General features: G+C 36.2%; 18 protein-coding genes. 10 read left to right on the forward strand and 8 right to left on the reverse strand.

The features are described from left to right. Window positions 1–54 precede the first annotated feature (54 nt). The 4 genes from AC1RJ8_RS00960 to AC1RJ8_RS00975 all read right to left on the reverse strand — a co-directional run bounded on the left by AC1RJ8_RS00960 (window position 55) and on the right by AC1RJ8_RS00975 (window position 3,781). Window positions 55–1,968: an AAA domain-containing protein gene (locus AC1RJ8_RS00960; RefSeq protein ID WP_492952201.1), complete on the reverse strand. Its 1,914-nt coding sequence runs from the start codon at window positions 1,966–1,968 to the stop codon at window positions 55–57. A 59-nt stretch (window positions 1,969–2,027) separates the two neighbouring features. Beyond that, window positions 2,028–2,411: a DUF3037 domain-containing protein gene (locus AC1RJ8_RS00965; RefSeq protein WP_492952200.1), complete on the reverse strand. Its 384-nt coding sequence runs from the start codon at window positions 2,409–2,411 to the stop codon at window positions 2,028–2,030. Beyond that, window positions 2,389–3,201: a HipA family kinase gene (locus AC1RJ8_RS00970; RefSeq protein WP_492952199.1), complete on the reverse strand. Its 813-nt coding sequence runs from the start codon at window positions 3,199–3,201 to the stop codon at window positions 2,389–2,391. Before AC1RJ8_RS00970 ends, AC1RJ8_RS00965 begins: the two co-directional genes overlap by 23 nt. Window positions 3,202–3,592: 391 nt before the next feature. After that, complete coding sequence (locus AC1RJ8_RS00975) at window positions 3,593–3,781, reverse strand: hypothetical protein (RefSeq protein ID WP_057934571.1); 189 nt, start codon at window positions 3,779–3,781, stop codon at window positions 3,593–3,595. Between the two features lie 111 nt (window positions 3,782–3,892). Here AC1RJ8_RS00975 and AC1RJ8_RS00980 point away from each other — a divergent pair, with 111 nt between their 5' ends. From AC1RJ8_RS00980 to AC1RJ8_RS00990, 3 genes are read left to right on the forward strand one after another with little or no spacing between them, the layout of a single operon-like run. Then, on the forward strand, window positions 3,893–4,273 hold the full coding sequence (locus AC1RJ8_RS00980) for a hypothetical protein (protein WP_492952198.1): 381 nt from the start codon (window positions 3,893–3,895) through the stop codon (window positions 4,271–4,273). 44 nt (window positions 4,274–4,317) lie between these two features. Continuing rightward, window positions 4,318–4,521 (forward strand): KTSC domain-containing protein, encoded by a 204-nt coding sequence (locus AC1RJ8_RS00985; protein WP_492952197.1) that lies wholly within the window; start codon window positions 4,318–4,320, stop codon window positions 4,519–4,521. Between the two features lies 1 nt (window position 4,522). Further along, window positions 4,523–5,260: a DNA-formamidopyrimidine glycosylase family protein gene (locus AC1RJ8_RS00990; RefSeq protein WP_492952196.1), complete on the forward strand. Its 738-nt coding sequence runs from the start codon at window positions 4,523–4,525 to the stop codon at window positions 5,258–5,260. Window positions 5,261–5,458: 198 nt separating this feature from the next. Here the strand turns inward: AC1RJ8_RS00990 and idi are convergent, their stop codons facing one another. The 4 genes from idi to AC1RJ8_RS01010 all read right to left on the reverse strand — a co-directional run bounded on the left by idi (window position 5,459) and on the right by AC1RJ8_RS01010 (window position 8,175). After that, window positions 5,459–6,001, reverse strand: a complete 543-nt coding sequence (gene idi, locus AC1RJ8_RS00995) for an isopentenyl-diphosphate Delta-isomerase (protein WP_492952195.1) — start codon at window positions 5,999–6,001, stop codon at window positions 5,459–5,461. Continuing rightward, entirely contained in the window at window positions 6,002–6,838 is an 837-nt protein-coding gene (locus AC1RJ8_RS01000) for a phytoene/squalene synthase family protein (protein ID WP_492952194.1), read from the reverse strand. Continuing rightward, window positions 6,822–7,724 carry a MerR family transcriptional regulator gene (locus AC1RJ8_RS01005; RefSeq protein ID WP_492952193.1) on the reverse strand — a complete coding sequence of 301 codons (903 nt, stop codon included), beginning with the start codon at window positions 7,722–7,724 and terminating at the stop codon, window positions 6,822–6,824. The genes AC1RJ8_RS01000 and AC1RJ8_RS01005 overlap by 17 nt, the downstream gene beginning before the upstream one ends. Before the next feature lie 175 nt (window positions 7,725–7,899). After that, window positions 7,900–8,175 (reverse strand): hypothetical protein, encoded by a 276-nt coding sequence (locus AC1RJ8_RS01010; RefSeq protein ID WP_057934564.1) that lies wholly within the window; start codon window positions 8,173–8,175, stop codon window positions 7,900–7,902. Window positions 8,176–8,464: 289 nt separating this feature from the next. On the opposite strand from AC1RJ8_RS01010, the gene AC1RJ8_RS01015 reads away from it, so the two are divergent. The 7 genes from AC1RJ8_RS01015 (at window position 8,465) to AC1RJ8_RS01045 (ending at window position 14,723) form a co-directional block, all read left to right on the forward strand. Further along, window positions 8,465–9,205, forward strand: a complete 741-nt coding sequence (locus tag AC1RJ8_RS01015) for a LytR/AlgR family response regulator transcription factor (RefSeq protein WP_492952192.1) — start codon at window positions 8,465–8,467, stop codon at window positions 9,203–9,205. 91 nt (window positions 9,206–9,296) lie between these two features. Beyond that, window positions 9,297–10,376: a sensor histidine kinase gene (locus AC1RJ8_RS01020; RefSeq protein WP_492952191.1), complete on the forward strand. Its 1,080-nt coding sequence runs from the start codon at window positions 9,297–9,299 to the stop codon at window positions 10,374–10,376. Window positions 10,377–10,543: 167 nt separating this feature from the next. Next, window positions 10,544–11,302: a LytR/AlgR family response regulator transcription factor gene (locus AC1RJ8_RS01025; protein WP_492952190.1), complete on the forward strand. Its 759-nt coding sequence runs from the start codon at window positions 10,544–10,546 to the stop codon at window positions 11,300–11,302. Window positions 11,303–11,430: 128 nt separating this feature from the next. Next, window positions 11,431–11,784 (forward strand): response regulator, encoded by a 354-nt coding sequence (locus tag AC1RJ8_RS01030; RefSeq protein ID WP_492952380.1) that lies wholly within the window; start codon window positions 11,431–11,433, stop codon window positions 11,782–11,784. 10 nt (window positions 11,785–11,794) lie between these two features. Next, window positions 11,795–12,421, forward strand: a complete 627-nt coding sequence (locus AC1RJ8_RS01035; RefSeq protein ID WP_492952189.1) for a hypothetical protein — start codon at window positions 11,795–11,797, stop codon at window positions 12,419–12,421. 127 nt (window positions 12,422–12,548) lie between these two features. Beyond that, complete coding sequence (locus AC1RJ8_RS01040) at window positions 12,549–13,922, forward strand: exonuclease domain-containing protein (RefSeq protein ID WP_492952188.1); 1,374 nt, start codon at window positions 12,549–12,551, stop codon at window positions 13,920–13,922. A 462-nt stretch (window positions 13,923–14,384) separates the two neighbouring features. Continuing rightward, window positions 14,385–14,723, forward strand: a complete 339-nt coding sequence (locus tag AC1RJ8_RS01045) for an MmcQ/YjbR family DNA-binding protein (RefSeq protein ID WP_492952186.1) — start codon at window positions 14,385–14,387, stop codon at window positions 14,721–14,723. The last annotated feature ends 41 nt before the right edge of the window (window positions 14,724–14,764 follow it).

The raw sequence follows: 14,764 nt of genomic DNA on the forward strand, positions 1-14,764 counted from the left end.
TATCAACTTGCATTATATAATGGCAAGCAAATATATGAAGTAACAGTTTTATGGCTATAACTCCATAAATTCCCAGGCGCTGTGGTATGCGTTAAGTTGCTCAGCATACTTTATAAATTCAGCATAAAAATTAGATTTCGATAAAGTAGCGCTATCGCCAATAACCACCAGCTTTTTCCTTGCCCTCGTCATGGCAACATTCATTCTCCTGGTATCTGATAAAAACCCGATACTTCCATCGCCATTACTCCTGGTGAGGCTAATATAAACCACATCACGTTCCTGCCCCTGAAAGCTATCAATGGTATTCACCGCAATTTTATTGCGATATGGATTTAAAATTTCATTTTCCTGAACCAATGCATTTAAAATCTGAACCTGCTGTTTATAAGGGGAGACAATAGCAATAGAAGGAAAATTTTCAGTTAAAGACTGATCTCTAAAATTATTTACTAAATGCGTTAAATGTTTGACCAAAAATGCAGCTTCATCAGGATTGGTTGTACTGGTTCCATCTAATTTTTCGTCGAAACTACAACCTGCCGTATCGATAAATTGAATAGGTTGATCGCCGGCGAACAATAAATGGTCAGCAACCGCGTGATGCGCTATCAACTCGTTTTTGTAAAATACCTGAGACGAATACCCCATAATATCTTTGTTCATCCTGTATTGCTCCTTTAATAATACAACAGACTCTGGATGAAGATTTACTGCTTTCTCAAGTAAAGTATTACTTAAACCATTTTTCGCGGCTTCATTTGATTTTATAGTTGGGGAAAGCTGAAAATGATCGCCAGCCAATATTACTTTCTGTGCTTTTAAAATCGGTATCCAACAGGCCGGTTCCAAAGCCTGGCCAGCTTCATCAATTACAATGGTATTATACTTTAAATTCCGAACGGTATAGTGGTTGGCTCCCACCAGGGTGGCGGTAATGATCTGTGCTTTAGTAAACAGATTATCCATAATGTACTGCTCTGTTTTTTCTACTTCTTTTCCAATTTTATGCGCTTCATCAAACAAGGCCTTACGTTGCTCCCGTTCTGCTTTGCCAAAACTCCGCTTGTATTTGTGGGCCATGTTTTTATACTCGCTGGCTTGTTTTTTTAAGGCCTTAATCGTTTTCATCTCCGGATGATCGGCCATTTGATGATCAAGAGTAGCGGCAAGCAATCTTTCTGAAACCCTTGCCGGATTACCCACACGGATTACTTTTAGCCCTTCAGCTGCTAATTTCTCCGTAAGTAAATCAACAGCGGTATTACTTGGTGCAACCACCAGGATTTTTTGATCGCTGTGTTTAACCAGCGATTTTATAGCATGTACAAGCGTTGTTGTTTTTCCGGTTCCTGGTGGACCATGAACCACAGCCAAATGATCAGCTGAAATAATTTTATTCACGGCTAATTGCTGCGAGTCGTTTAGCGTATTTGGAATGATAAATTTCTCTTCGCCCTGAAATGAAGGTTTTTCTCCTTTCGTTAAAATACGGATCAGTTTATTTTCTGATTCATTTTCCGCTAAGTGCGTAGCCTGTTTAAGGGCGCTCTGCATTTCGTCGTAACTGTTATTGTCAAAAAGTAAATCTACACCGAGTTTGCCATCTCTGGTCCAGTCTGGTAATTCATCCACACGGAAGCTGATTTTCATCCTGCTGCCACCATGGTGATTTATAATCCCCTCTATACGGTCTTCTTTGGCATCGTGATTAGAAAATAATACCACAGCAGAACCAAAACGGAACTGATGAGAAAAATCCTGATGGGTAGTCCTTTCCAACTCTACAGTTAAATAATCGCCACGGCCTATTTCGGTATTCCTGATTGCAATAGGGTACCAGGTTAAACCCAGGGCCCTCCTATCGGCTGCCGAAGTATTTTCAGTAAGTTTTAAGTAGGATTGTAAATCTTCATTGCGCTCTGTATCGAGCAAATCCTGAAGCTTTTTGAAATATTCTTTTGGCAAGACTAGATGGGTTAATTATTTAAATTGGTTAATTGACTAATGCAAACTGAAAATGTTAACTAAAGAACCAGCTCTTCATGCAGTCTTAGCAAAGTTTCTTCAGCATCATCGCAAAAACCGGGGTGTACTTTTGAGCATTGCACTACAGTACTTCTTGTTGCCGTAAGCCACCTAAAGCGAGAAGCCTGATCATATTGACCTATGGATCCTGATCCTTTTGCAGACGTACTTATTCTTTCAAAAGCGCATAAGTTCTCTTTTAGCTCTTCTAAATCTATCTCTGCAGAAAAAGCCTTTATTTTTTTCTCATCCAGTGCAAAAACACTTTTTAGAAATTTTTGCTTGGCACAAAACAGAATAATGCCCACATTAATAAATTCTTCACGTTCTACCCTGGGCATTACGCGAATCACAGCATACTCAAATAAGAATTTCCCTTGCATGCTGTGCTTCTTTTAAAAATATAGTGGAATGAGTTAACCTGGTAGTAAGAAAATGCGTATAGGCATTGCGATGCGCTGCTTTGCTTTCGAAGTTGGTTTCGCCTTCCAACCAGTCATCAGGGATTAAATTAATTACCGCTTCGATCTTTTCAGGGCTAAGAAGTTTGCTAAATTCCTCATTTACGCTTTCCAGTTCAGTGGCCCACGGTAACAATACGTGGTCTTTTACCAAAAAGAAGGGTTTAATAGCCTGTTCTTCCCAGTTCTGCCACGAATGATGAAAATATAATGCAGCACCATGGTCGATTAGCCAAAGTTCCTTATGCCACAGTAACATATTGGTATTTCTGCAGGTACGGTCCATGTTGGTTAAAAAACAATCTAGCCATACAATCTGCGAGGCAAGCTTAGCATCAACGGTAGTTACAGTCGGATCGAATGTTATTGCGCCAGATAAATAGTGTAATGCTAAATTTAAGCCCACGCTGGCTTTTAGCAGATCCTGTATTTCTTCGTCGGGTTCTGTTCTCCCAAAAGCTTCATCTAAATTGGCAAAAACTAATTCGGGCACACGCAAACCTAAATAGCGGGCTATTTCGCCACCAATTAGTTCTGCAATTAAAGCCCGGGTACCCTGTCCTGCCCCTCTAAATTTCAGTACATATAAAAAGTTATCATCAGCCTCAGCAATGGCAGGCATAGAGCCACCCTCGCGCAAAGGCGTAACGTATCTGGTTACATTTACCGTTCTAAGTTGTAAATCGTTCATATCTGCAGATAGAATGGCCATTTATTTTATTTAGGCACAATTCTAAACTTGCTGCAAATTTAGCAGAATTCCAACAATAAATTGGTCAAAGTTTAGTCGTAAAGATTGAATGTAATCAAATCAGTTGGCGCATTTCTTGCCAAGAAAACACAGAATGGATTGTGAGATGGCACAGGAAAAGACGTAGTAGCAAAAACAGGAGTAAGCTAAACCAGACCATAGTGAAATGCCGCGATTCTTCATCGGGGCAGAAACGGGGGCGGGACTATCTTAAGCGAAGAACCACTCCAATTGCTTTCCAAATCATAACTAATGTGTAACTTATTCTGACTCTCTCCTTTGCACAAGTGAGACACAGAATTTTTGCCACCCATGTTAAACTTCATCAGTTTGCTGAATTCTTTAAACCCAGTTAATCATGCCCCAAATAAGCATTTCCGGCAGGCGTCATAGCAGACGACCATTGTACCGATTCGCGGTTAATTTTAATCAGGCCCATGCTTTCTAATTCTTCATATTCTTCTTCCATCCCACCTAAAACCGAAGAACTAACCTGTTGATTGATTACCTCAAGTAGAGATATGATTTCTGATCTTTCCATAAAACAAATAATTAGATATATTTTAATTAACATAAATATAATCAAAATGTTTATCGCTTAATAAACATTTTCAAGGCTTTAAGGTTGTATTTATACCCTGATTTAATTACTATGAATGTACCCATTTATTACCTCTTCGTTATGGCTTTGCCAGTAGCTTGCATAGCCTGGACAGTTACTAAAGAAGAAATCTTCAAAGAAGCGCGTGAATTCTGTGTAAACCGTTCTAAAAACTGCGGTCAACTCGTAAAAAGAAAGTTCTTTTATGTGTTCACCTGCGAATACTGCTTTAGTCATTATGTAACCGCGATTCTACTTTTTATCACCAAATTCACTTTACTTTATCCCGACTGGCGTGGTTATATTATTTCTTTCTTTTCGATAGTATGGATGGCAAATGTTTATATGAGCTTATATAACATTATCCGTATCGATCTGAAAAAGGAAAAGATTAAAGCTCAGCGAGAAGAATCAGCACTCAAAAGCGATTGAAACCATTTGTAATGGCAGCTGTTTTTAAGCTATAATCCAATATTATGCCATCATCCGTAATCAAATATTTTAGTTATGATGCAGCTACAGAAACATTGAAAATCTTCTTTGTAACCGATATGGTTTATCTATATAAAAATGTTCCCGAAAAAATTTACAAGATGTTAAAGGCTTCCGGATCGAAAGGAAGATATTTTAACCGTCACATTAAGGATAAATTTAAATTCCAGAAACTAGAGGAAGAATAATATGCCCGAAGGTCCATCAATAGTAATATTAAAAGATTTAATCAAAGCGCTCCATTTGGGTAAACCGGAAGTATTGGAAGTAGCAGGCCATGCAAAAAATTTCGACAAGGATAGATTGCTCCATGAAAAGATCCAGGATTTTAAGAGTTGGGGTAAACATTTTCTGATCTGTTTTAACGATTTCACAATCCGTATCCATTTTATGCTATTTGGCAGTTATTTAATTAATGAGCGTAAAAAAGCGCCATTAAAATTGGGGCTGATCTTTAAAAAAGATGAATTAAACTTTTATACCTGCAAAGTTGACCTCCTGGAAGGAAACGTTAAAAAACATTACAACTGGGAAAACGATGTAATGGCTGATGAGTGGGACAGCAGTGCAGCTATTAAAAAGTTAAAAGAAAAACCCCAAGCGCTGGTTTGCGACGTATTGCTGGATCAGCAGATTTTTAGTGGAGTGGGTAATATTATTAAAAACGAGGTCTTATACCGTACCCGTATACATCCCTTAACTACAATTGAAAATTTACCACTTGTAAAATTAAAGGCATTGGTTAAGGAAGCCAGAAACTATAGTTTTGATTTTTTAAAATGGAAAAATGAAAATACATTAAGTAGGCATTGGGAAGTCTACAGTCAGAAAGCGTGCCCACTTAAACATAAGATAGAGAAAAAGGAGCTCGGCAAAACACACCGGCAAACTTATTTCTGTAAAAAATGCCAAAAACGATATGCCTAGCTAAAAAATATTTTTCGGGCTCAAAATTCCAGTCAGAAATATAAAACACTAAATGTTAACCGGTTAAATTATAGTCCAGCTTTTACCAAAACAGCAAACTATAATCTTAAAGTAAAAGAAATGTTAAATCCTTAGGAATTTTCTAAACTGTTCCTATATTTGTCCCCGAGAGCGTTAATTTAGATACGGGTATATGGCTTAGGCTGTATGCCCGTTTTTTGTTTTAGCCGTTGATGCATGCGCGACAACTTTATCCAGGCAAATTCTTAACCATGGCGTATAGGCAGTCGGATTAACCGCTATATCCTGTGCTAAGGTCTCTAAATCCATATATTTAAAAGTTTCTACTTCATCATGATTAATAGCTGGTATTTCATCACTCATACCGAAAAAAACATGATCAACCTCGTGTTCCGTTAACCCATCTTCAAATATTGCCTTGTAGGTAAATTTAAACAGATAGTTTAACTCACAGTCCATCCCCATTTCTTCCATCAATCTCCTTTTTGCTGCATGGATATTACTTTCTCCAATCCGCGGATGACTACAACAGGTATTCGTCCATAAACCTGCAGAATGATATTTGCTCATCGCCCTCTGCTGCAGTAATAGTTCACGTTTAGAATTAAAAATAAAAACAGAAAAGGCCCGGTGCAACACACCTTTTTTGTGTGCTTCCATTTTATCCATCTGTCCTTTCGGCACATCCTCCTCATCAACCAGAATAACTTGTTCTTCCATTTAAATTACATTTAACTTATTACGGATAATAGAACCAAACATCAAACTAACCTTACGGGTGTTCGAAATTCTTATCCTTTCAGTCATAACTTTTTCAGCACTTAAACACTTTATCTTAGCAAATAATTTTTTATAATAGATATAAGACAAATATACGCCATTTCTGGATGCTGTGGGCAACTGCTTAATGCCAGTTAATGCCATTGCAAATTCTGCTTCAATTTCTGCTTCGATTTCTTTTTTTTGATGATCGCAGAATAGGGCTAAATTAACATTTGGAAAATAATTTCGACTAAGTGTTTGATGATCAGCCTTCACATCCCTCAAAAAATTAACCTTCTGAAATGCAGAGCCCAATTTCATGGCATAAGGCTTCAATTGTTCGTAATCTGCATCGCTGCCATTGGTAAAAACCTTTAAACACATTAAACCTACCACTTCTGCGGAGCCTAAAATATATTCGTTGTAAAGTTCCGGTGTATATTCTTGCGTAGAAAGATCCATCTCCATACTCCTCAGAAAAAGAACAATCAGTTCCTGATCTATCTGGTATTGATTTACAACCCTTTGGAATGAATTTAAAATAGGGTTTAAACTAATGCCGAGGGTAATGGCTTCGAAAGTATCCTTCTTAAATTTTTCTAATAAAAAATTCTTGTCATAGTGATGGAAACTATCTACAATTTCATCTGCTAAACGTACAAAGCCATAAATGGAGTGTATGGGTTGACGCAGTTCTTTACCAAGAAAATAAATACCATAAGAAAAGCTGGTACTATATAACTTAGTGGTAAGCCGGCTACAATTGGCAGATAGTTGATCAAAAATTTCTTTCATGTAAAAAAGGGTATTGTATTGTTTTTTCAAATTCATCGAGCGTTTTAAACCAGTTGATGTGATCGATATCGTTTAGTTTACCGATAACCTCACTATTTCCCGCAAGATGGATCTTAGCGGATGAGCATATTTCAGACAATTGATCTATGTATTTTTGTGCGGCAGGTTCCAATCTCGACTTTGTCATAAAAAGCAAAACATGACCTACATTTAATGTAGAAAATATTCGCTTGATCGAATCCAACGGAACTTTGCTGCCTAAGAAAATAACTTGATGATGATGCATCCTTAACATATAACTGGCGAAAAGCAGCCCAATATCATGATCCTCATCTTCCGGTAAAAAAAGAAGCCAACTTTCGCCGGTATGCCTTGTTAAAGGAAGATTATTAATATGTGTAAATATTTTTTGACGGATAATGTTTGATAAAAAATGCTCGTGTGCAGGGCAAATATCGTCTTTTCGCCACATTAGTCCCAAACGGACCAATAATGGATACATTATTTTCCGGTAGCAGTCAGAAAGTCCCAGCTGATCAATGCTTTCATCAATTAAATGATTAAATGAGTGCTCATCAAAAGCCAAACCATGCCTAATAAGTTGGGAAACATAATCTGCCCGCTCATCATCAGTGGGATATGAAAACTGTTGGTCGAGAAGTTTATCAATCGTTTCATCAGAAAGGCTGCAGATTTTAGAAATTTTTAAACCGCTTTTATTTAAGCTAACGATGTTTAATAATCTCCGGAGCTGCGTATCATCATATAAACGCGTATTGCCTTGAGATCGCATCGGACTCAGTGCATTGTAACGCTGCTCCCAGATCCTGATGGTATGAGAATGGATGCCCGAAAGCTGTTCAAGATCTGAAATCGAATAAATCATTTTTTTGTTTAAATATATTCAATAAAATTTAAACAAAAAGAAGAAAAAAAAGTTTTTACTAAAATGCTATAAATGCATCGTCTAATATTGTAGGCATTGTAATGAATGAGTTCTCATGAAATACCCGCTAAACACAGTAAATTTTAACTACTGATCAGCGGCACAAAGTAGCCGGTTAAAATACCTTTTCGGTAAGTAGTACACCTCTTTCACCATTACCTGTTTCTATAGTATGTACATTTTTATAAGAATGGCTAAAGAAATCGTAGCCATGTTCCCTTTGTTTAATAGCAACCGTACTTAGCGGATAGCTTAAATTAGTTTGCATGCAGTGTAAACTCCCGTTAGCCAGTAGCAGAAAATCACAGTCATAACCTTGCTCCTGCAGTTCAATAACCTTTTTAGTAATAGACACGTTTAATCTATTGGCGGTGCGGATTCTATTTTTCATGGGATATTGTTTTAGGTAATTAGGGATGATTATTTTGGTTATTAAATATATCTATTAATAACTACGATTCAAAATACAATATATTGTTATACAAGCAATTAAATCAATTTGTTTTATTCATTTTATAAAAAGCTTCATCATCGATTTTTGTACCACTATATTTCTTTCATAAAAAAACATAGGCGTATCATATTTACTACAAAAACCAACGAAATCACATTACAGACCTAAAATAATTTCGATATTTAAAAAGCATCCTATAATTTCGCTTAACCTTAAAACATACCTAATGAAATTAACCTGTATCGTAATTGATGACGACATTCACGCCGTCAACGGTATCAAATCATACATCAATCATCTCGCAAACATTCATTTAATAAACTCGTATACAGATCCGCTACAGGCATTAAACGAAATTACCGCAGGAGATCAGGTTGACATTATTTTTATAGATGTTGATATGCCTATGATCTCGGGATTAGAATTATCAAAAGCAATCAGGCATAAAACAGAGAAACTAATTTTTACTACTTCGCATTCTAAGTATGCCTATGAAGCTTTTGAAATGAATGCAAGCGCTTATTTATTAAAACCATATACCTTTGCCCGTTTTGCGGAGACCATAAACAGGTTATTTCCCATTAGCCCCAGCTTACCAAATGTTAGTATTAAACAAGAAGATGATTATTTCTTTGTAAGGAATAAAAATGAGAAGAACAGCTTAATTAAAGTTAGATATACAGATATCGTTGCGATAGAAAGCCTGCAAAACTATGTCCGGATTTTCACCCTAAACGAAACCATTGTATCATACATTGCACTATCAGAAATAAAGATCATTTTAAAAGATTATCAGAATTTTGCCCAGGCACACCGTTCATTTATTATTGCTAAAAATTACATTGAAAAAGTAGAGGGCAATACCCTAAAAATGATAAATGATCTAACCATAAACATTGGAAATAGTTACCGTGAGAGCATACAGGACTACATAAAAGAGAAAACGATTAAAACTAACCGCTCTTAAACTAATTTTTTAGTATTTTCGTTAACTAAACAATTAAACGCTTATGGCTTTATTGTTTAGGATATATAGCCGTTCCTCAATTAACTAGCCAATGACATTTATTGCTAAAAAAAACAAAATACACAAAATTTCAGCCTGGTTTTCCGACAAAAGACTTCATATTTTAGGGTGGACCATATTCATATTTTACGAGGCCATAATCATCGGCATTTTCGTTGGCCGATTTTCTACATTGAGCACTTATGTAATTTTTTATAGCTTAAACATCGCTACATTTTATTTCCACGCGCATGTGGTTTTGGCTTTTGCCCTGAAAAGAATTAATGAAAGATGGTGGAAGTTACCGCTGTTTATTTTACTCGAACTGGGTGCTTATTTAATATTAACGGTTTGTTTAGATTACATTGTAATTAATTATACAGATTATAATGGCCCTATTAAACTGATATTTAATGCAGCCTTTTTTGCTGCGCCGATTTACCGTGCTATATATTTTATGTGTTTTGCCACCAGTTATTATTTTCTCCTTAATTTTCTCGAAGAACGGAAAAAGATTGAAGACCTGGAGAAACAACGGCTAAATAACATTATCCAAATAGCTAAATCAGAAAATGCCTTTTTAAAGGCGCAGATACAACCTCATCTGTTATTTAATACTTTAGATTTTATTTATCAAAACGCTAAAGATTCTTCTCCGGTTGCCGCAGAAGCCATTCATTCTCTGGCTGAGATGATGCGCTATTCGGTTGATGGCAACCAAGATAAAGAGTTTATTTTGCTTGATGAGGAGATTAATCAGGTAGAAAACCTCATCAATCTGCATCAGCTCCGCAAGGATCACCAGGTTCAGCTCCGTTTTTGGTACGATGATGAAATTCGTAATGTTAAAATCATTCCTTTAGTGTTAACCATTTTGGTAGAGAACATGTTTAAACATGGCGAACTGCTTACAGCATTACATCCTGCTGAAGTGAATTTGAGCCTCAAAGATGGTCAGCTTATAATAGAAACCTCAAACTTAATAAAAGCAATTAAAGATAACTCAGGCTTAAGCTCTGGAATGGAAAATATAAAGAAGCGTTTAGCCTACACCTACGGCAATAATGCCGAATTCAGTTATTTTACTGATTCAGATCAGTATTTCAGAGTAATGCTGGTTATTAAAATTTAAATAAGAAAAATCTGATTTAATAATTTTAGTTTAAAATTTCAAATTACCCTATAATCTCCAAAGAAAAGCCGATTTTCCTTGCCGAATACATAAAAATCCGTTTCGAATGTGTTTTTTTTTCATTTTAATGGTTGAAATTGTAATTTGCATCAACTAAACTATAAAAAATGTCAATAAGTTGTATCGCTATTGATGACGACCCTCATTCCCTGGAGAGCTTAATAGCATATATGGAAAAGCTGCCTGATTTAAAGCTTATCCAAACTTTTACTGAACCGCTCAAAGCCCTAGCAGAAATATCGGTATCTAATCCTGTCGACATTATTTTTATGGATGTAGAAATGCCTTCGCTTTCCGGAATCGAATTGGCAACTCTATTAAGGCAAAAAACAAAACACCTGGTTTTTACTACGGCTCACCCAAGGTATGCCATTGATGCTTTTAAAGTTGATGCGGATGCTTATTTGCTTAAGCCCTACTCTATTTTACATTTTACAAAAACGATAAATAACCTCTACCCAACGGGAAAAAAAGCACAACATTCTTTTTACGCGTTCGAAGATCATTTCTTTTACATCCCTTTACAAGGAGAAAATGCTGATTTGGTAAGAATAGATCTGGATGAATTGGTTGCCGTAGAAGAAATGGGAGAAGACATTCAATTTAAAACAACAAAAAATGCTTTTCTAAGTTCAAAATCTAATTTTACCAAGACTTTGAAAATGTTAAAAAAACATTCGGCGTTTATCCAGGTTAACCCTACTGTTGTTATTGCAAAACAGCATATCAAAAGTGTACTCGGCAATAAAATCCTGCTTTCTGGCGAAACATCCTTTACTGTTTCGGGTACATATATAGAACTTTTCGCAAATTTTATCAAGAACAATTTGCTTCAGGAAAAGCCCCGTCCCGGCACCATAATGTAGCCTTTAATATTTCGGGCATCAGCATCTCGAATTAATTTTTAATGCACAATCAAAACATTAGGTCTAAAACTTTGTATTAGGATAATCTATTTTATTATTAATTAACTGATTTATCCGTTTTGAAAAGAGTGTTGGTTGTGGATGATGATCCAGATGTATTAGAAGTTTTCCAGGATGTATTAGAAACCGAACATTATAATGTTTATCCGCTACTATCTCCACGGCATATTTTTAAAACAATAAGAGATTTTAGTCCCGATCTGATTATCCTCGATATTATGTTAAATGGAATGGATGGACGTGCTGTGTTTAAAGAGCTAAGGTTAAACCCTGAAACAGCGCGTATCCCCATCATTATGGCTTCGGCCAGGTACGATGAAAATTATATTACATCGCAAAAATATCATCCCGATGATTATTTAGAAAAACCCTTTAATATGGCAGATTTGCTCCAAAAAGTAAGTGCATTAACCAAAAATTAAAAAGTCAGATATGAAATTAAAATTACCATTATCTCTTCTGTTGTTATGTGCAGCAGTATCAATCAATGTAAAAGCACAAAGCAGACCAGATAAACTCTATTCCATGAGTGGAATTGGCTTTGCATTCCCAATGGGCGAAACTTCTGATTATTTTAAGCCGAAATTTTCAACATCACTCGGTTTAAACTTGGGTTTGGGCGACGGTGGTTTGTTCTTGTACCCCAAGGCAAGTTTACATGCTTTTACCTTTAACCAGATAACACCAGATGCGGGCTATACCTATACCTTACAAAAAGGCCGGGCCACCACCTACTTGCTAAATGTTGCTTTAGGATACCGAAAAATTGTAAACAAATGGGCTTTTTATGGTTTTGCAGGTGCTGGTGGCGGTTTTATCCTTACGCCTCAGGCTAGCGTAAATTCGACAACGCTGCAGGTTACCCAAGATAATAAATCAAATGGTTTGGGTATTGCCGAAGGTGGGGCCGGTATCGAATATAATATTGGCGGCGCCAATTTATTTGTAGAGGCGAGTTACATGTATGGCTTTAGTAAAATCCAGAACAGGGTTTTTAATACTGTGCCAATTTCTATCGGCATTAAACCTAATTTAAGCAAACTATTAAGTAAACTTTAAATATTTGCATACAAAATTCCAGAGCGGTTACGTTAAATACATAACCGCTTTTTTTATGCTAAAGAAATAATCAAAATTATTTTCATACTAATTATTTTAGCATAGATTTGTATTTCAAATTAATTTAATGTTATACGCAGTTGTAGATATCGAAACCACTGGCGGTCATGCCTCAGCAAATGGCATTACCGAGGTTGCCATTAACATACATGATGGTAATGAAATAGTTGAATCTTACACTACTCTAATTAACCCGAAGCAACCTATACCCGTTTACATTACAGCACTTACTGGTATTGATGATAACATGTTATCGGATGCCCCAACCTTTGATGATGTTGCTTTACAGATTTATCAGTTATTAAACGACAAGATTTTTGTAGCGCATAATGTAAACTTCGATTATTCGTTTTTGAAGCATCATTTAGCAGCTGCAGGATATGATTTACAATGCAAAAAGCTGTGTACGGTAAGGTTGAGCAGAAAACTGATTCCTGGTAAATCTTCTTATAGTTTAGGAAAACTTTGTACAGCCTTGCAGATTCCGATTCAAAACCGACATCGGGCAGCTGGAGATGCAGATGCAACCAGTATCCTATTCAATTTATTGCTAGAATACGATCAGGAAGGCATAATAGCAGAAATGCTGAAGAAAACATCGAAAGAACAAGTTTTACCGCCACACTTGGATAAAGCTTCTATCCTGAGGTTACCTCATCAACCTGGTGTATATTATTTTAAAGATAGTAAAGGCAAAATTATTTATGTTGGAAAAGCGAAAGACCTAAAAAAACGCGTAACCAGTCACTTTACAGGTAATACACCTAACCGGCAACGCCAGGATTTTTTACGCACCATTCATCATGTAGACCATGTAATCTGTGGTACCGAACTGATGGCCTTAATTTTAGAAGCCAATGAAATTAAACGCCTTTGGCCCGAAAACAACCGGGCGATGAAACGTTATGAGCATAAATATGATTTATATGTTTTCGAAGATCAAAACGGATATTTGCGTTTAGCCATTGATAAGCATAAAAAAAACAATAATGCCTTCCAGAGTTTCAACAGCTTATTGGAAGGTTATAATTTCTTAAACCAGCTGGTTGATAAGTACCAGCTTTGCGCAAAGCTCTGTTACCTGCAAAAAACGGCTACTAAATGTTATGCACACGAAAATGGGCAATGTTTTGGTGTCTGCAGTGGAATAGAGACTGTTAGTGTTTATAATAAAAAATTAAATACAGCATTGGCCGATATCCAGAAACAACAACCAAGTTTCGCATTGGTGGATGAGGGCAGAAAAGACAACGAGTTTAGCTGTTTGGTTGTAGAGAATGGAAAATTTTATGGAATGGGTTATTTTACAGATAAAAATTACTTATCAGATGGTCTGGCGCCAATCAAAAATGATCTTTCTATCTATCAGTCTAACAGTTACATCTTAAATTTAATTCTGAATTACGCGGAACAACATCCACAGAAATTGTATAAATTGTAGAAAATTTAATGCAATGCGATTAAGGTATTCTGCAATAATCCTACTATTATTACTTTCATCTACTTTGTGTTTTGCACAAAATGTAATGTTCATTGAAAAGAATATTGGGAAGGAAATATATCAAAAAACCGAACATGGTGATACCAGATCTACGTATTTAGGAAAAATAACAGATAAAAACCAAAAAAATCTATTTTATGTAGTTAAAGAATTTAGCCGAGTAAAGGCTGCCGTGGTTTACCACGGAAATAGCTGGCTTATATTTTACAGTCCAAATAAAAAATTCAAAGCCCGGTATCATTTCGGTATGTCCAATGAATTGCCATTTAAGCTGAATACCAATACTCTTTATTTTTACGACACCGATGAAAAACCAGTTAAAGTGTTAACGCTTAAAATTAATAGCCGATTGCCAAGGCAAATATTCAATAGTTCGTCAATTTCTTTTACGCAATAAAGCCGATGGATAGTTTAACTTTTATAGCTCATTGCCTATCTTTTGATGAAGTTATTGAATTGCCGCATTTCGAAAAAATTTCTTTCCGGGTAAATAAAAAGATCTTTGCTACGCTAAATATCCAGAAAAAACAGGCAACATTCAAATTATCGGCAATCGATCAGTCTGTTTTCTGTGATTTTGACCCGAACAGCATACAGCCGGCTACTGGAGCCTGGGGCAAACAGGGTTGGACAATTTTCGACCTAGAAGAACTAGCAGACGAAATGCTTATCGATGCACTTACGCTCTCTTATTGCAACTTAGCGCCTAAAAAACTTTCCGAAAAATACCGCAGAGACTAATTGTCTTAAATCCCCCCCTAACTTTTCGTCTTTGGCATCAA

Source organism: Pedobacter sp. GW822-FHT03F06, assembly GCF_058801365.1.